Origin of the sequence: Saccharopolyspora hattusasensis (assembly GCF_050972075.1) — a bacterium.
GTDB classification, from domain to species: domain Bacteria; phylum Actinomycetota; class Actinomycetes; order Mycobacteriales; family Pseudonocardiaceae; genus Saccharopolyspora; species Saccharopolyspora hattusasensis.
In genome coordinates this window covers 5,899,196-5,916,237 of the sequence record NZ_JBPCDC010000001.1, presented here as the reverse complement: position 1 = coordinate 5,916,237, position 17,042 = coordinate 5,899,196, and the positions used below count along the sequence as shown (strand labels likewise).

Here is a 17,042-nt window from a genome sequence, read left to right as displayed (position 1 = left end):
GCCGCGTGGTCACCATGCCCCAACGCCGACACGCGATCGACAAGACGGCGGAAAGCTGCCCCACCTGCCTGGCCTGGGGCGTGCTGTATGGCGGATATTGCCGCGCCTGCTACGACTTCCGCCGCCGCCATGCCCCCGGCCGCTGCGCGGTCTGCGGCCGGCACGTGCCGCTGAAGCACGGCTATTGCAGGCTGTGCTGGTTGCAGGCCGGGGTACTGGCCGACGATCCTCACGTCGTCACCGACGCCGACCTGGCCACGGTCACCTGCCACCAGCTGGCCTTCGCCGGCATGACCAAGATGCGCGGCCCACGCTCCGGAGTGCGCCAGCGCGCTGGCCAGCGAGCCCAGACCAGTGCACGAGTCACCGACCTCGTGCTGGCTGCGCCCCGGCCCGCCGATGGCGGGCAACTGCAACTGCACCTGCCCGGCCCGCAGCGAGCCTTCGGCTGGGAGTTGCACGCCGAATTGGCCAACCCGGTCCTGGTCCGGGTGCGGCGGATCGCCGACCAGCTGGGGCAGGCGCACGGCTGGAACCCCAAGCTGGTCGCCGAGCTGGGCCGGGCACTGGTCATCCTGCTGTCCGGACATGCCGAGGGCGAAGCGTTCCGCTACTCGCAGCTGGTTGACATCCTGCATCGCTACGGCGTCAGCATCGACCGTGTCGCCGAGGTCCTGGATCGGGCGGACCTGTTCGTTGACGACCGCGTCCCGGCGTTCCAGCACTGGCTGGACGGCAAGCTCGCCGAACTCGCGCCCGGCATCGCCGCCGACGTCCACGACTGGGTGCGCACTCTGCACCACGGCGGGCCGCGCAGCCTGCCCCGCAAGATGGGCACGACCCGCCGCTACGTGCGCGCCGTCCACCCCGTGCTCGTGGACTGGTCCGCCCGCTATGCCCACCTGCGCGAGGTCACCGTCGCCGACGTCGCCGCCGTGATCGAAGCCCTGCAAGGACATCGCCGTCGGCAAGCCGTCACCGGGCTGCGGTCGTTGATGCGGCACTGCAAGAAGACCGGCACCATCTTCGCCAACCCTGCCGCTCGACTCCGGGACCGCAGCAACCGCGACGACCCAGTGATCCTTCCCTTGTCTCCCAACGAAATCGACGACGCTACGCAGGCCGCGACCACCCCCGCCGCCCGGCTCACCCTGGCGCTGGCCGCAGTGCACGCCGCCCGCCCCGACGCCATCCGCAAGCTCCGGCTCGACGACGTCGACCTCGGCAACCGGCAGCTCACCATCGCCACGGTGACCCGACCGATGGACCAGCTGACCTACCGTCTCTTGCTCGACTGGCTCACCTACCGGCGTGACCGTTGGCCCCACACCGCCAACCCCCACCTGATCATCAACAAGCAGACCGCGAACACGACCCGGCCGGTCAGCGACAACGCGCTCACCGGTCCGTTCCGTCGCCGAGCCGCCACACTGGAGGCCCTGCGCGTCGATCGCCAACTCGACGAAGCCCTCACCCACGGGCCGGACCCTCTCCACCTGGCCGCCGTGTTCGGGCTCGACGAGACCACCGCCATCCGATACAGCGCCGCCGCCCGTAATCTCCTGCACAGCGCCCACCACGACACCGTGGGTTGAGCACGAACCCAAGGGTCCAACCGCCCCACACAGCCCGAACACCCTTGGGTTCCCGCTGAGAATCCCTCAGTTCGCCTGAACTCCGGGCAGAGCCACCAGCCCCCGCAAAATCGGCCCCATCGTCAAAGCCGCACTCGTACTCACCCAATTCGAACACGGCCGACTCGCATAACCCCCTACTGAGATCACCTCACTGTCCAACGCTTGCTCTGCGCCCGAAACTCCGCCGACCACCACGAACAGTCACCAGAACAAGATCGCACGAAATGATCAACCGACTACACGACCCCGGATAACTTCGAAGAGCCAAAATGCCACCGAATTGTTGAACCATGAAATATATTCATCGCAGTTTCAGCAAAGTTGATTCTTTCTCGATTCAGCTCGCACTGGTCCCATCTGGTCCAATAAGACTAATTATGATCTTGCGGAACGAGAAACACGATTGGCGCAATCGTCACTCGAATGCAGAACCCGGATAGCCGATTACTCCGAGCCGTTGGGTGCAGTACCGTAAGATACGGGAATCAGAAGGTGTGCTCTTCGGGCCGAAGCTTCACCTGCACTCTCATGTGTCAAATCACGTTTTAGAAGCGGTTGCGGCTACGCGAACCGCGGGCCGCAACCCGCCCGAATGGAGCGCGAAAATGGCAGTGCCCACGATTACCAGTATCAGTCCGTCGTCAGGCACAACGGCAGGCGGGAATCCGGTCCTCATCACGGGGACCAACTTCAACACGCCCGCGGTGACCAGCGTGACTTTCGACGGCAACGCCGCGACCTTCACCATCAATTCCGACACCCAGATCACCGCGACGGCGCCGGCACACGCAGCCGGTTCGGTGACGGTCACGGTCACCAACGCCGACGGCAGTGCGACCACTACGTACACCTACACGACGGGTATCACTTTGTCGCCGACCTCGGGGAGTTCGGCCGGGGGCACCACGGTCGATATCTTCGGAACCAACATGTCCGGCACCACAGCGGTGAAGTTCGGCACCAAGTCGGCACTCTCGTTCAGTCAAATCTCCGGTACCCACGTCCAGGCAGTAAGCCCTTCGGGCAGCGGAGTGGTCGGGGTAACGATCGCCACCCCTGGCGGAACGAGTGCTCCGGCGAACTACTTCTACGTCAACCCACCGACTAAGAGCAGTGTGAGTCCGAGTTCAGGACCCACCGTCGGTGGAACCTCGGTGACGATCACGGGCACCAACCTGTCGAACGCCTCGTCGGTCACGTTCGGCGGGGTCGCGGGGACAATCACTGCCAACACGGCCGGGTCGATCACCGCCACCACCCCGGTCGGCACGGCGGGCAATGCCTCGATCGTGGTGACCAACCCCGGCGGCTCCACCGACGGGCTGACGTTTACCTATGTCGCAACACCGACGATCGCCGGCGTGACGCCCACGGCCGGATCCACCAACGGTGGTGACACGGTGACGATCACCGGTACCAACCTGACCACCACCCAGGGGGTGACGTTCGGCGGTGTCCCAGCGGCGTTCGGTGTCATCGACAACGGCACGCTCGCTGCTATCACGCCGCCGAACGCGGCAGGCGCCGTCGACGTCGTGGTGAGCACCGATGGGGGGTCGGTCACCTCCGCCGGAGCCTTCACCTACCAGGCGCCTCCTGGCGGATGATCTACAAGAGGGTTTCCTGTGCGGGCATCTGCTCGCGTCGTCCCTGGCCTTGCCGTGTCCGTCAGGAAACCCTCCCCTCATGGGGAGGCCCTGGGCGCCCCCCCGGGGGCTACTGCCTGCAAGGGTTGTTTCCGAAACCGAAATTTCGCTCGGGAACAGAGTCCGCCAGAAGTGGCACGGTGCTACCGACCGCATGCCGGGCCGAATACAACAGGCTTAACTGGAAACGTGGCCGCCGAATCGCGGACGGGGCCGTCGCATCGGGGTGGAAACGCTGGGAGCAAACGCGTGACCGGAAGATATTTTGATGGCTCGTCGCTGTGACGCGAGAAACAGCCGCTGAGCGGCGAGCTTCGATGCCAGCTTGCGGAGGCGAGTTCGTCCGCTCAGCGAACGTTGCATGCGTCTTGGAAGAAGGAATTCGGGATGGACTCAAATCGGTTGGTGGTCGGGCAGCCAATAGCCGGTGGCTTGGTAGGCAGGATGGCTGCGCCAGTTGTAACGACCGTCGTGCCCTCACTGGGGCCTACCACAGGCGGGACGATCGTCACACTCACGGGGGCGATGTTTACCGGCGCCACTGGAGTAACTTTTGGGGGTACGCCCGCAACGAGCTTCACGGTCAACTCAGACAGCAGAATAACCGCTACTACCCCCGCTCGGCCGGCCGGTGTAGCTCAGGTAGTCGTCGCCGGGCCTGGCGGTGTCAGCACCGGCCCCGTTTACTTCGTGTACCAGGCACCACCAGTCCCCGCAATCGCGTCAATCCAACCCACCATCGGGCCGACTAGTGGCGGCACCGTAGTGACGATCAACGGAACCGGATTCACCGGCGCAACTGCGGTGACTTTTGGCGGAACGCCGGCGGCGAGTTTTACTGTGAATTCATCGACTCAGATTACAGCGACCACTCCACCCCACGCAGCAGGTCCAGCCCAGGTTGTGGTGACGACGCCTGGCGGAAGCAGTACCAGCTCCGTCGTCTTCCTCTACACTCAAGGCCAAGCCGCACCTTCGGTGACGGGTGTAAGCCCATTGAGTGGTCCTGCTGCTGGCGGGACGAATGTGACCATTACTGGTACGAATTTTACGGGTGCTACTGCTGTTACCTTTGGCGGTACGCCCGCGGCGAGTTTTACTGTGAATTCATCGACTCAGATTACAGCGACCACTCCACCCCACGCAGCGGGTCCGGCCCAGGTGGTCGTGACGACGTCTGCCGGTTCGAGTACGGAGTCGGTCTCGTTCACGTTCATCGCCGCACCTTCGGCGACGGGTATAAGCCCATTGAGTGGTCCTGCTGCTGGCGGGACGAATGTGACCATTACTGGTACGAATTTTACGGGTGCTACTGCTGTTACCTTTGGCGGTACGCCCGCGGCGAGTTTTACTGTGAATTCATCGACTCAGATTACAGCGACCACTCCACCCCACGCAGCGGGTCCGGCCCAGGTGGTCGTGACGACGTCTGCCGGTTCGAGTACGGAGTCGGTCTCGTTCACGTTCATCGCCGCACCCGTCATCACGAGCTTGACCCCGGTTCAAGGTCCGCAGTCGGGCGGCAACAGCGTAGTTATCCAAGGAAGTGGGCTCGCTGGGGCCAGTTCTGTCATGTTCGGCAGCACTCCGGCCACGAGCTTCACAGTCAATTCGGATAATACGCTCACGGCGGTCGCTCCAGCGGGGACCGGAAATGTCCAGGTCACTGTTACGGCACCCGGTGGAACGAGCGGTGGACTAACCTACTCGTACCTAGCGGCCCCAGTAATCAGCAGTTTGGTGCCGCCCGAAGGGCCGGAGGCCGGAGGTACGCAAGTTGCGATCAATGGCACAGGATTGACTTTTACCAAGGTAGTTCACTTCGGGAATAGTACCGCCAGCTTCACTGTCCTTTCGGACAATCAAGTCATAGCGAACTCCCCGTCGGGGACAGGCACCGTTCTGGTAACTGTCATGTCCTCAGGGGGCACGAGTAGCGGGCTCGCATACACCTACGTGCCGCCTCCCGGCGGCTAGCTGTTCGCCGAGTCGATGCGGAAAGAGTCCTGCTGGCGAAACCGTCTCGCCAGCAGGACTCTCGCTTCGATGCGACATGTGCCAGCAGTTAGCTAGGGCCGGTTCAGGCATTCGCGTCCCGTCGTTTCTCCCTCGACGGTGTGTAGGCGTCCGCGGGGGCCAGCATTCCCGTTCCGACTGTTCAGGATTCCGCTCGCAGTCGGTATCTCTGCTGCCAATATCCGCGACAACTTCGCGCTCAGGTCGCTCTCGCTGGCCATTCCCGCAAACCGCCCCCGGCGAGGATCACGCCGCTTCCGGCACGTGAAACTCCATTCGGACAAGCCTACGATGCGGGTGGCGGCAGGACTGCCGGTCCCCAAAAGAGGGAAAACTACCTTCCGAATGGGGGAAACGATATGCACGTGTTCTTCCCAGGCTGTAACATCGGCCAGGTTCATTTTCTCAACACGAGGAGTGGTCGATGGCGCCCCGAAATGTTACAGGAAACCACTTGCCCACTTCTGTTCCCACAACCCACCCAGACGTCAATGAACTAGAGCTGTCATTCGCCGGATACCGATACTTGTGCCGCATCATCCGCCAGGAGTCAGCTTCTGCAGTTCCACTGCTCGTTCTCGGCGGTTCGTCACAAAATCGACACTCCTGGGCAGCGCAGGAAAAATGGTGGGTCCCCCATTTTCCAGTGGTCACTGTAGACCTCCCCGGGTACGGTAGCGCAGATTTCCTGCCTGCTCGGCATGGTATCGACTTCCTAGCTTCCGCAGTCTGCCACACACTCGAACTTCTCGGAATTGCAAGGGTGAATCTTCTCGGGGCTTGTTACGGAGCCGCAGTAGCCCTGCGGTTCGCGCAACACTTTCCCCGCATGCTTGAACGATTGATGCTCGGCGGCATGTCAACGAAGGTTCCCGACGACTATGTCGAGTTGACCACACGTTGGAAACGGATGCTCTCGCAAGGAAACCGCGAAGCAATCGCTACGGAATTGGTGAACATCTTCACTGCTCCGTCCGGCGAAACTCGTATCCGCCGCCACGTGGCGGTGAAGCGACTCTTGCACCGGCAGTTCGCCAGTCAGTCCGAGGGTGAGCTCCGGCAGGCTCTTGAACACAACACACGCTTGCTGCAGCACCCGCCATATCGCCCCGATCCCGTGCCAGACATTCCTTCACTGGTGTTCACCGGAGAACACGACACTCTATGCCCGCCTGCGACGGGACGTGAAGTAGCCGCTTTGCTCCCTGCCGGCCAGTTCACCACTATCAAGGAGGGAGATCACCTTGTGAACATGGAGCGACCTGAGGAATTTGCCGACCTCATCACGAGATTCTGTACTGGCCGTTGCATCGATGAACTACCGTACTGCACACCTCTCGAATCCACAGTTTGAGCAGGGGTCTGTGTAGCGAGCGGTGTTTCGGCCCGAAACGCCGAGTGGATCGCCCGGAAGGACGGGCACTCTGAGTAATGCACTATGGAGGATTATTCAGGCGCATCAAAATTCAGTCGCCGACCGGCGTGTTGACATAAGCGGCGGTCCGTTTAATGCGAGAATTGGGTTACCACACTCAAAATCGCAAGAAAACGGACCACCTGTATGTATCATACCACCGGCCTCACCGTGCCACAGATCGCCGACTTGTGCGAGCTGATCAGGATGGAAACCGGGCAAGAGAATCAGCCGTGGCCACCGATTCTAGGATTGTGGAACTCTGTGGTCGTTGCGCTGACCTATATGAGGCGCAATCGGGTCCAAGCGGAAATCGCAGAAACCTACGGAGTTTCCCAGCCGTCCATCAGTCGTGCGGTTACCACAGTGACGCCACTGATCAACCAGGTGCTCGCGAGGTTCGTGCCCACCGCCGACGAGTTGGACGACCGGCAGCAGTACATCGTCGACGGCACGCTGCTGCCCTGCTGGTCCTGGTCCTCGCACCCGGAGTTGTACTCGGGCAAGCACAAGACCACCGGTATGAACGTGCAGATCGCCTGTACGGTCGACGGCCAGCTCAGGTGGATCTCCGATCCGATTGATGGCAGCCGGCACGACTCGTACTGCCTCGGTGAATCTGACGTGCTGTTGACACTGACGCCCGCCAACTGGATAGGCGACAAAGGATACGTGGGCAACGACATGCTCACGCCGATCAAGAAACCTGAATGCCGCGAATTGCTGGACTGGGAGAAAGAATTCAACACGCAGATCAACAGGATTCGCTACGTCATCGAGCAGGTGATCGCTAACTTCAAGACCTGGCGCATCCTGCACACCGACTACCGGCGCCCCATCGAGACCTTCCGTAAAACCATCTCCACCGTTGTCGCCCTGCATTTCTTCGCCTCAGCGTGAATAACCCTCATGGGGCCGCAGAAGAGTGGGAGCCAGATGGGGCGGGGTTGTCTGTCGCCGGAGCCCTACCGCGAACAGGGAAGGGCGATTCCCGTCGAGTTCATCGCCGTCCTCGGCGACTATGCGGATGTTGCCACAAGGTGCACGCCCGCTCAAAATATTCCTTCGAAAGCATGATCAGTCCTCGGGAAACCCGCAGCAGTGGGTTAACGACCGCCGTGCCGGGTCAGGAACAGGTGGTCACTACGCCGGATCTCCTCCGCTTGGGGCGACGGCTGCGCTGGCCTACTCGGAGTGTGATGCGGGTTCAGAACCATGCGAGCGAAAACCCGGGCGTCGATCTGGGTCTTGATGCTGACGTCACGGACGAATAGCGATCGGTCAAGATCCGTTGCGGTGTCCCGCAACCAAAGACCGAGCGTGGCCGCTACCCCACGCCGCCAGGCACAGATCCAGTCCACGCTGTCGTTGGGAGGCGGAACGTCTTTGCGGACGGCATGTCGCTTCCGTTTGCACACCCACGGTCCAGATGTTGACGCCGCTAATTGATTTTGGCCAGAGTTGCTCGCTGAAATTCCCCACTCGGGGGCGGTGGTTAGCGTAGCGGTTGGTGGGTGCCGGTGGTGGTTTTGCGGAGCGTGTCGGCGCGGGCTTGGTGGTCGCGGAGGCGGTAGGAGTCGCCCTCGAGGGTGAGCACGACGGAGCGGTGCAGGAGCCGGTCGAGCAGGGCCGCGGCGACGGTGGTATCGCCGAGGACCTCGCCCCAGGATCCGACGCCGCGGTTGCTGGTCAGGATGATCGAGGTCTTCAGATAGCGTTGGGAGACAACCTGAAACAACGCGGAGGCGGCCTCGGCGGGCAGCGGGAGGTAGCCCAGCTCGTCGATCACGAGGAGGGCCGGGCCGTTGAAGAAGCGCATGGTGGTGGCCCAGCGGCCTTCGATCGCGGCGCGGTGGCAGCGGGCGGCCAGGTCGGCGGCGGTGGTGAAGTAGGTGCGGTAGCCGGCTTCGGCGGCTTTGCGTGCCAACCCGACGGCGAGGTGGGTTTTGCCGAGGCCGGGCTGGCCGATGAGCAGGACGTTGGTGGCCGACTCGATGTAGCGGCAGGTGGCCAGCTCGGCGATGAGCTTGGGATCGACGGTGGGGGCGGCGTCGTAGTCGAAGTCCTCCAGGGTGGCGGGGGTGGGCAGCGAGGCGAAGCGCAGCCTGCCGGCCAGGCGGCGGGCCTCGGTCGCGGACACCTCGATGGAGCAGAGTCGTTCGAGGGCGGCGGTCAGGGTGAGACCCTCGGCGGTCGCGGACTCGAGGACACCGGGCAGTGCCTCGGCGGCGGCGTGCAGCTTGAGCGTCGCGAGGTGACCGCGCAGCTGCTGGTAGAGGCTGGCCTGCGCCGGTGTGGACGGGGCAGCGTCGAGGGTCGTGTTCGGGGTTGTTTTTGTTGCTGTCACTGTGTTTTCCTCTCTCGTTGTTACTTCTCGTCGGCCGGGTCGGCCGGGGGCAGGGTGGTGCGGGCGGCGGCTGCGGCGGCGTAGCGGGCGAGATCGATCACGACCTCACCACTGGCGTCCACGCCGCTGGTCGGCGCTGTGTCGGTGCGCTGGGCGCGCAGGGCGTCGGCGGCTGCCCGTGCGTCCGGTCCGGGTGGGATGCGCTGCTTGCTGCGGTGCGGCCGCGCAGTGGTGGTGGCGGCCAGGGCGGCTTTCTCGAGCGCTAGGACGTGGCCGTGGTCGCGGACCATAACGCCGGCGCCCTCGGGCGCCAGGGTGTGGCGGGCGATCACCGTCCCGGACTCGGTGGCGACATCCACGTGGCCGGCGCCGAGCCGGTGGGAGACGGTGACGGTGGCGCCGGCGAGTTCGGGGGCGACGCTGTAGCGGTTGCCGCGGAAGGACACCAGCGCCTGCGCCGAGACGATCCTGGTGACCGTCAGGGTCGCCGGGAACGGGTCCGCGGGTGGGGTGCGCAGCGGCTCGGCCGCGGCGACGGTGGCCACGCTGGCTTTGCCATCCGCGGTGGCGCGCAGCCGGGTGTCACCGCGCGTGGAGCACCAGGCCTCGAGCCGCTGCTGGGCCTGCTCGGGCGTGACATCGTCAGGCAGGGTGCGCCAGAACCGTTGCGCCGCAACATGATTAGCTTTCTCCACGACTCCCTTGCGGTTACCTCGCCGTGGTGGGCATGCCCGCACCGCGACGCCATAATGCTTGGCCACGGCCGAGAACGAGGCCTGCACCCGACCGGACTCGGGGTTGATGACGGTGGCCATCCGGTCGAACCGCCACGCCCGGGTCAACCCGCCCAACGCGCGGGTAACCCGGTCCAGCCCATCGATCAGGTGCGGCTGATCAGTACTCGGGCACAGGACACCGCGCCACCGGCTCGAGTGCGACAGTGCCCCCACCAGCAGATGCGCGCATCCACCCCACCCCCAGTGCTCGGGTGGGTCGGGCAGATCAAGCCAGTCCCACTGCGTCTCATCCCCCGGTGGGTGCTCGATCACCGCCACCGCCCGGCCCTTCGCCGGTCGGCACGGCTCACACGCCGGACGCAAACCCCGGTCGCGGATCTGGCGGGTCAGCGTCGGATACGAGTGCGCATAGCCCAGCTCGTGCAGCTCGTCGTAGAGGGTGGTGGCCCACAGATGCGGGTCCTCGGCCAGCCGCGCCGAACAGTAGGCCACGAACCGCTCGAACGGATCCGGCCTCGCGCGGGCACGCGCCCCCGCCTCGCGGACACCGGACAGATAAGCGCGGATGGTCTTGCGGTCCCGCCCCAGGTGACGGGCGATCGCCGAGATCGTCCAACCCCGGGCACGCAGGGCGTGCGCGTCGATGTCTTCCTCCCGTGTGAGCATGAGACGTGGGGCTCCTTCGAGCTGGTGTGTGGTCAGAGACCGCCAGACTCGAAGGAGCCCCGCCCGTCTCGGCGGAGCCACGCCGGGTGGGGAATTTCAATGAGCAGGTCTGGGGAGATTCACCTGAGCGCCGTCAATGTCGCGGGCGCGGCCAACTGATCTAGCCGGACCGCAGCTTCACACAGTTCCTCGCTCGGTGTCATCAGTGGACCTCGCAAACAAAGCCGTTTCGGAACACCGAGGGGTGAACATTCCACGCGCTCCACCTAATTCCGGAATTTCGACCCAGCATGCCGATTGTGTTCACTCGTCCGATCGACTACAGGAACTTCACCGCAGGCAGACACGCCGAGCACTATCGGGCTTCCCGTGTGACCGTGTTCCTCGACGTATGCGGAAAGGTCGTCACCTTTGACGAAGAACCGATGAAGGCCATTGGTGTTCTCGGTTCGTGTCGCACTGCCACGGTGAATGGGAATCACAGAAGGCCCACCGACATGCCAGTGGCCATTGTGAAGTCTGCGTGGTTCGCCATTTCCGTGCCCTTGAGCTACGGGAGACTGACATGCACTCGCCTTGTTGGGCCGTACCCGCCGTCGCTGCGGGTACGGCCCAACGCGTGGGGTGGAGTGGCGTTACAGCGGTTGGAAGGTGAGTGATGCGTCGGCCGTAGCCGGGCTGTCCGTGGCGTCACCGGCGAAGGTGGCCGTGTAGTGGTCGGTGGTGATCAGGGTCGCTTGGACGGGCACGTTGGTCAGGGTCGCGGTGCCGGTGGCGTCGGTGACCGCAGTGCCGAGGGTGACTGGTCCGGTGAGGGGGTTGGCAGTGAACGTGATGGTCTTGTTGGGGATCCCGGCACTGGTGTTGGTATTTGTGAGGGTGGCCGACAGCGTGGGGATGAAGAACTGGCCGGTATTGACGTTAAATTTGATCATCGCAGGGGTCGCGGTCAGCGACGTGTTGATGGTGGTACTGACCACCTGCGTCACCGTGTTCGAGGTGGAGGAGTTGAAGTTAGTGTCTCCGCCGTAGGTGGAGGTGACGGTGTGAGTGCCGTTAGTCAGCGTGTTGGTCGTGAAGATGGCAGTGTTGCCGGCCAGCGCAACGGGGGGTTGGGGAGCGCCGTCGATGGTGAAGGTCACCATCCCGGTCAGCGTGCCCGCCCCTGGCGAGACAGGGATGACGGTGGCGGTGAAGGTCACCGTTTGCCCCGGGGTGGAGGGGTTGGGCGAGGAGGTCAACGTCGTCATCGTATTGGCCTTGGCGACCACCTGAGTGACCGTGTTCGACGTGGAGCCGGCGTAGTTGCCATCGGTGTTGGTGTACGTGGCGGTGACCGTGTGATTGCCGACGCTGAGGCCGCTCAGCGCAATACTCGCCTGGTTACCGACCAGCGGCACTGGGGCCTGCGGAACACCGTCAATAGTAAAGGTAACCGACCCGGTCGGCGTACCACCCCCCGGCGGGGTGAGAGTGACGGTCGCAGTGAAAGTGACCGGCTGCCCAAACACTGACGGATTTGCCGAGGAAGTCAGGCTGGTCATAGTCGCGGCCGCAGTGATGGTCAGCGTCACCGGGGCCGAGGTGGACGTGGCGTATGTGGCATCCCCGCTGTAGACAGCAGTAAGGCTGTGGGGGCCGCCGCTGACGCTCAGATTGCTAACGGTCAAGATCGCCACCCCGCCACCGATCAGCGCAGCCGTACCTAGAGTCGTCGCTCCGTCTTTGAACGTGACCGTGCCGGTAGGGATGGCCGTATACGTAGCTGGGATGACGACGGCGATCAGCGTCACCGTCTGGCCGAACGCTGCGGTACCTGCCGGTACGGTCGCCAGGGTCGTAGTAGTCGAGGTAGCCATGCTTTCTCTCCAAAGGGTCGAGAGTTGTTTTCTGCTGGTGGCGCCAGAACCCGCCGTTGGCCGGACGGCGTCGCTCCGTGGTAGTCACTGCGTGAAGGGCGGGATGACCGCGGCTCCCAACACAAACGGTAGCCTTACGAGCACTATGAGTAATGGTCTGTTTGGGTTGGCCTCTCCGGCCAGACGGGTGCAATACGGCCTAGGCCAGCGAGAAAGTCGCTCGCCGACGAAGGGACAAGCATGGTTGAACGCCTCGCGTACTAGTTGGCTGATCGTCCGCCAAAAATCGGCTTCGTCGCTGATCAGAGCTTCCCACACCGACGAGAACGCGTCTTCCTGTCGCCTGGCCTCACCGCGGATGCCGCCGACACCGCAAGCACGCGACGGCAATCATCGAGGGCCAGCCGCCCCGGCATGCCGCCGGGCCAACGGACATCAGGTCAACCTCCAAGACGCGGTGGATTCGGTCTCTTGTCTCGGCCGCGAGCGATTTTTCGCTGATCATGTTGCCGGAGCCGCTGCGCTGGGAAGTGCTGTTCGCCCAGCCGCAGTGTGACCGGTGCGCAGACGGTGTGTCCATGGCCGTACGGACCATCGTCACGAAACTGGCGGGGTGCACCACGCCGCTGGAGCCTGCGGTGGATGATGAGATCCTGCGGCGCCTGGGCAAGGAGTAGCCCGAACCGTCATTCGCCAGATGCGGTGGCTAGTCAGCAACACGTTCGACGAGCACAGGGGAATCAGTCCGCTGGAAGTCGAAAAGGACTGCGCGCTGCACAACACCGTCAGCCCAGCCGGGTGGCGCAGCGACAGCCGCAGCCGCTGAGGATTCATCGTCACCGGCTCGATACGACCAGACGGCGAATACGCCGGTCCATCCAATGTAGACATTTCCGCAGCCGCCACACTTGGCGAGCCTGTCTACTTCAAGGAAACCACCGCATCGTGACGACAAGCTCCCCGCCCGCAGTAAGGAGCCGTGGGGAGCTTCGCACGTTCCGCGACGCTGCGATATTGGATCTCCGCTGCTCTATCCACCGAGCCGTGAATGCTCGTTCCTCGACGCTTTTCGCGACCGAATTCTTGCTTCCCTGAAACGGAATTCGCTGCAGAAGATCGTGATGCCCTAGCGCGTCGACGCTCGCAACCCATGCGTCGACCAAACTCCCGGAGGCGCCTTCGGCGCCGCTATTCCGAACCCAGCTCGCTGCCCATCCTCGCCGCGCAGCGCGTCGACCCCCAAGCCCTTGACCCGGGACGCCGAAGAACGCGGCTGGATCACCGAAGCCGAACGACACCAGTGACTCATCGCCCGACTCGACACCCTGATCAACAAGGCCCAACAGGATGACCACCAACAGCACCCTCAACCGAGTCGAACGCGCCTGCGCCGACCTACAACGAGATTTTGGATGATGCAGGAGGTCTGCTCGGTGGGCCGGCCGGTGAGCTCGCCGGCGGCGCAATCAGCGACATGGCTGGTGGTGACCTGGGCGGTCTGGCCAACGACATCCTCGGCAGCGACCTCGGTGGCCTAGCGACCGATGCACTCTGCCAACTCGGTTACGGGGCGCTGGGACAGGCGGCCGGTGATCTGTTCAGTGGCAACTTAGGGGCCCTCGCAGGCGACATGCTGGGCGGCCTCGGGTACGGCCAGCTCGGCGATGCGGCAGGTGACTTGCTCGGCGGCGACTGGGGTTCATTGGCCGGTGACGTGGCGTCGGGGCTCCGTTACGGCGACCTCGGCACGGCCGCGAACGATCTGGTCGCGGGCAACTGGAACGCGCTGGCGGGTGACGTGGGTGAGGTGGCCAGCGAGCTCGGTCTCGGTGGCGACTACAGCGATGCCCTCAGCGTCAACTCGGGCGGGTTCCTCAGCGACGTCGGTGACCTAGCCGGCGACGAGCTCGGCATCGGCGGGATCGGAACGAGCGTGCAGGACCTGGTCGGCGGTGACTACACGGAGGGCATCGGGAGCATCGCAGGATCGGTGCTGGGCGAGGCGAGACATTCGGTCCGCTGGGAGGCATGGCGGGCGGGCTGCTCGGCAACCTGGCCGGTGGCCTGCTCGACGACGTCGGCGTCAACGACGCGATCGACTACGTCGGTGGTGCGTTCGGCGACATCTGCAGCGACTTCGGCGATGAGCTGGCGACTTCGGCAGCGATCTGGGTGGTGGGTTCGGCGCCGTCGGCAGCGCGGCCGAAGATGTCGGAAGTGCGGCCGAAGATGCCGTTGACGCCGTCGGCGACTTCTTCGGAGGCCTCTTCTGACGTGCTCGCGGCGCGGACCTCACCTGGCCGCGCGTGGCGGCGGCAACGGCGATCAGGTTGCGAGGCGGGAGATGAAGACCTTGCCGACACATCGGTGAACCGGTGGTAGGGCCGGGAGATCTCGGCGCTGACCGGTTCGGCGGGTGCGCGGGGAGACGAGGTGGCGATGATGGACGAGAAGCCATCACAGGAAGAACAGGCGCCCGTGCAGTGGGTGCAGGGGATCACCGCGATCCTCGGAGTGGCGGGTCGGCTCGCCGCCAAATGCGGCAGGCGAGACCTGGTGCGGAGGTTGTCCGCGACGAGCAAGCATCAAGGAACCGCGAGTTTCGCCCCTGATGTCGGCGAAAGCGCCGATCTCGAAGCGGATGCGAGTGGAAACGCCGACTTCGGCCCGGACACGACAGCATCCGAAGGTGCATGACCAAGGCCGCGATCCGACGCTGCGGAGGACCTCCAGCACAGCGTGCTCGTCGATCGCGGCGAGCACTCCGATGCATGCTCTGAAAAACTTCGCCAGAAGCCCCGAGCGGAGACACTCGGCAATCGCCACGCCCGCGTCACGCTGCACACGGCAGATCGGCTCGACCCCGAACTCCGCACGGTCCGGCGGGGTGTGTGCTCCGTGTTGCTGGGCCGCGGTCTGCGCATGATGGAGGCGGGCGAGGGGCGCAGATCATGTCAACACCCGTGTCCCGGGACCAACGACCAGGGTGGCCGGGCCGCGGACCGCTTTAAGCTACTCGACGAGATGACCGAGCGGTCAAGCGTCTCGCGGTGGCCGCAGGGGGGAGAGTCATGCGGACAAAGCCTGGTCGATTGCTACCTCGGCGTGCCGCGCTGGGCACCTTCCTAGCGGCCGGGATGTCTCCCCTGGTCTCGGCCTCCTGTGAAAGCCAGCCGCAATACCCACCGAGAACTACCATGCCGCCCGGACCTGCGCTGCGCCGGCCAGAGACACCCGAGGACGCCCTTCGCCGAATCCAGGAAGGAAACCAGCGCTTCGTCGCAGGTACCCCCTTACATCCGAATCAGACCCTCGAGCTTCGCCAGCAGCTAGCCGGGAGTCAGCAACCTTTCGCCGCTGTACTCGGTTGCTCCGACTCTCGGACCTCCCCAGAGCTGGCCATCGACGCTGGTATTGGCGACCTTTTCGTCTGTCGCGTCGCCGGTAACATCGCTACCCCTTCGGACACGGCATCACTGCTGTATGCCCAGGCCGTGCTGGGCACTGACGTAGTACTCGTGCTCGGCCACGACAACTGCGGCGCGGTCAAGGCCGCGATCGAGGTAGCTGACGGGAAGGCGTCCCCTGGCGAGTTCGCACCACTGACGGACCCGATTCAGCCGGCCGTAGCCGAAGCCCGCCGGACTGGAGCGACTGGCGAAACTTTGCTGCACGAGGCCGTCGGGGCGAATGTGCGCCTCGTGGTCGCCTCACTGCCCACGATGAGCGCCGGGCTGGCGCAGGCGATGCGGGCTGACAAGCTGACCATCCACGGCGGCGTGCTCACCCTTTCCACCGGCAAGATAGACCTGGTGAGCTGAGTCCAAACTAGCTTGGTTCGCGTCCTCTGGAAGGTTCCTTGTTATGGGGCGATCGCGCAGCCGACGGCTCGGCGGAGATGCCGGCCGGTGAGAACATCTCGGCAGACATGTATCCCTTATATCGGGGACTGGCAGGATGTTAGGGAATGCTCGGTAAATGTGCTTTGAATAGCATGAACAGCGAGGAGTACCGGACTGGTGACGGTCCCTGATGGTCACAACCCTGGCGAGAACGCGTTCCCTCTCCTCATGGGTGGCGGAGGCGGCCCATCAACGTCCCTTCACGTTTACACCGGCTACCGAAGCGAACAGTCCAGACAGCCGCGCGGAAAATTAACGCACGCGAAGTTGGGCGACTTCAGGAGCGCCGGAGAGCCCGTCATCCCACGAGGCCTGTCGCGGCAGTAGGCCCGCGCGACTTCGAACACCACCACTCCGAGCTCGGGCCTTCCCGATCTACACCCAGTCAGGCTGAACGCATCGTCCTCACCTGGATGATGTACATCTTTATCCCTTACCCCAGTCCTGCCGAAAGTGTGGACAGCAGAACGGCATCCGGAGTGTCCCCGCTCAGCTCCCACGCAGCGAACCCTCCCAGCCCCGCATTCACCAGGTACGCCGCCTTCTCGGCCATCACGGCCGCATCGTCGACCGAGTAGAAGACCCGCCCGGCCGCATCGTACTTGCTCGCGCCCATACCGACCTTGCGCGACATGACGCCCCTGGCCGCCATCACGGCACGGTACATCGGACCAACGCTGATCCCGTTGCCCGGTTGCCACAGCCCGTCACCGTTCGGTCCGGGGTCCACGTTAGTCCAGCCGTTGCAGTAGAACGGCACACCCAGCACCAAGTCGCTAGGGCACATGAGGTTCCCCCGGGGTAGTGGACACCACGTT

At 64.1% G+C, this 17,042-nt stretch carries 12 protein-coding genes and 1 pseudogene; 9 read left to right on the top strand and 4 right to left on the bottom strand.

Annotated features, from left to right (window positions below):
* Positions 1-5 precede the first annotated feature (5 nt).
* The 6 genes and pseudogenes from ACRXBZ_RS28335 to ACRXBZ_RS28310 all read left to right on the top strand — a co-directional run bounded on the left by ACRXBZ_RS28335 (position 6) and on the right by ACRXBZ_RS28310 (position 7,613).
* Positions 6-1,595: an integrase gene (locus ACRXBZ_RS28335; protein WP_433877504.1), complete on the top strand. Its 1,590-nt coding sequence runs from the start codon at positions 6-8 to the stop codon at positions 1,593-1,595.
* Between the two features lie 647 nt (positions 1,596-2,242).
* Positions 2,243-3,244, top strand: a complete 1,002-nt coding sequence (locus ACRXBZ_RS28330; protein ID WP_433881672.1) for an IPT/TIG domain-containing protein — start codon at positions 2,243-2,245, stop codon at positions 3,242-3,244.
* A gap of 426 nt (positions 3,245-3,670) precedes the next feature.
* The gene (locus ACRXBZ_RS28325; protein WP_433881671.1) at positions 3,671-5,260 is read left to right on the top strand and encodes an IPT/TIG domain-containing protein; all 1,590 of its coding nucleotides are present in this window, start codon (positions 3,671-3,673) and stop codon (positions 5,258-5,260) included.
* A gap of 186 nt (positions 5,261-5,446) precedes the next feature.
* Positions 5,447-5,584: pseudogene (locus ACRXBZ_RS28320) on the top strand (IS5/IS1182 family transposase); the annotation flags it as partial.
* A 139-nt stretch (positions 5,585-5,723) separates the two neighbouring features.
* Entirely contained in the window at positions 5,724-6,653 is a 930-nt protein-coding gene (locus ACRXBZ_RS28315; RefSeq protein ID WP_433881670.1) for an alpha/beta fold hydrolase, read from the top strand.
* A gap of 426 nt (positions 6,654-7,079) precedes the next feature.
* The gene (locus ACRXBZ_RS28310; RefSeq protein WP_433880486.1) at positions 7,080-7,613 is read left to right on the top strand and encodes a transposase family protein; all 534 of its coding nucleotides are present in this window, start codon (positions 7,080-7,082) and stop codon (positions 7,611-7,613) included.
* A gap of 595 nt (positions 7,614-8,208) precedes the next feature.
* Here the strand turns inward: ACRXBZ_RS28310 and istB are convergent.
* The 3 genes from istB to ACRXBZ_RS28295 all read right to left on the bottom strand — a co-directional run bounded on the left by istB (position 8,209) and on the right by ACRXBZ_RS28295 (position 12,322).
* Positions 8,209-9,060 (bottom strand): IS21-like element helper ATPase IstB, encoded by an 852-nt coding sequence (istB, locus tag ACRXBZ_RS28305; protein ID WP_433877708.1) that lies wholly within the window; start codon positions 9,058-9,060, stop codon positions 8,209-8,211.
* Between the two features lie 20 nt (positions 9,061-9,080).
* Positions 9,081-10,463 (bottom strand): IS21 family transposase, encoded by a 1,383-nt coding sequence (gene istA, locus ACRXBZ_RS28300; RefSeq protein WP_433877707.1) that lies wholly within the window; start codon positions 10,461-10,463, stop codon positions 9,081-9,083.
* A 635-nt stretch (positions 10,464-11,098) separates the two neighbouring features.
* Positions 11,099-12,322 carry an Ig-like domain-containing protein gene (locus ACRXBZ_RS28295; protein WP_433881669.1) on the bottom strand — a complete coding sequence of 408 codons (1,224 nt, stop codon included), beginning with the start codon at positions 12,320-12,322 and terminating at the stop codon, positions 11,099-11,101.
* Between the two features lie 1,408 nt (positions 12,323-13,730).
* Here ACRXBZ_RS28295 and ACRXBZ_RS28290 point away from each other — a divergent pair.
* The 3 genes from ACRXBZ_RS28290 (at position 13,731) to ACRXBZ_RS28280 (ending at position 16,143) form a co-directional block, all read left to right on the top strand.
* A complete protein-coding gene (locus ACRXBZ_RS28290; protein ID WP_433881668.1) occupies positions 13,731-14,561 on the top strand; it encodes a hypothetical protein in 831 nt (276 codons plus the stop codon).
* 203 nt (positions 14,562-14,764) lie between these two features.
* A complete protein-coding gene (locus ACRXBZ_RS28285; RefSeq protein ID WP_433881667.1) occupies positions 14,765-15,019 on the top strand; it encodes a hypothetical protein in 255 nt (84 codons plus the stop codon).
* 374 nt (positions 15,020-15,393) lie between these two features.
* Positions 15,394-16,143 carry a carbonic anhydrase gene (locus tag ACRXBZ_RS28280; RefSeq protein WP_433881666.1) on the top strand — a complete coding sequence of 250 codons (750 nt, stop codon included), beginning with the start codon at positions 15,394-15,396 and terminating at the stop codon, positions 16,141-16,143.
* A 514-nt stretch (positions 16,144-16,657) separates the two neighbouring features.
* On the opposite strand, the gene ACRXBZ_RS28275 is transcribed toward ACRXBZ_RS28280, so the two are convergent.
* Positions 16,658-17,011, bottom strand: coding sequence for a glycosyl hydrolase family 18 protein (locus ACRXBZ_RS28275; RefSeq protein ID WP_433881665.1), 354 nt, complete (start codon positions 17,009-17,011; stop codon positions 16,658-16,660).
* Between the last annotated feature and the right edge of the window lie 31 nt (positions 17,012-17,042).

Bases quoted from the DNA above. Each gene is read 5' to 3' on its own strand.
- istA (WP_433877707.1), bottom strand. From the start codon at position 10,463: ATGCTCACACGGGAGGAAGACATCGACGCGCACGCCCTGCGTGCCCGG.
- ACRXBZ_RS28325 (WP_433881671.1), top strand. From the start codon at position 3,671: ATGGACTCAAATCGGTTGGTGGTCGGGCAGCCAATAGCCGGTGGCTTG.
- ACRXBZ_RS28295 (WP_433881669.1), bottom strand. From the start codon at position 12,322: ATGGCTACCTCGACTACTACGACCCTGGCGACCGTACCGGCAGGTACC.
- ACRXBZ_RS28315 (WP_433881670.1), top strand. From the start codon at position 5,724: ATGGCGCCCCGAAATGTTACAGGAAACCACTTGCCCACTTCTGTTCCC.
- ACRXBZ_RS28280 (WP_433881666.1), top strand. From the start codon at position 15,394: ATGCGGACAAAGCCTGGTCGATTGCTACCTCGGCGTGCCGCGCTGGGC.
- ACRXBZ_RS28285 (WP_433881667.1), top strand. From the start codon at position 14,765: ATGGACGAGAAGCCATCACAGGAAGAACAGGCGCCCGTGCAGTGGGTG.
- ACRXBZ_RS28275 (WP_433881665.1), bottom strand. From the start codon at position 17,011: ATGTGCCCTAGCGACTTGGTGCTGGGTGTGCCGTTCTACTGCAACGGC.
- ACRXBZ_RS28330 (WP_433881672.1), top strand. From the start codon at position 2,243: ATGGCAGTGCCCACGATTACCAGTATCAGTCCGTCGTCAGGCACAACG.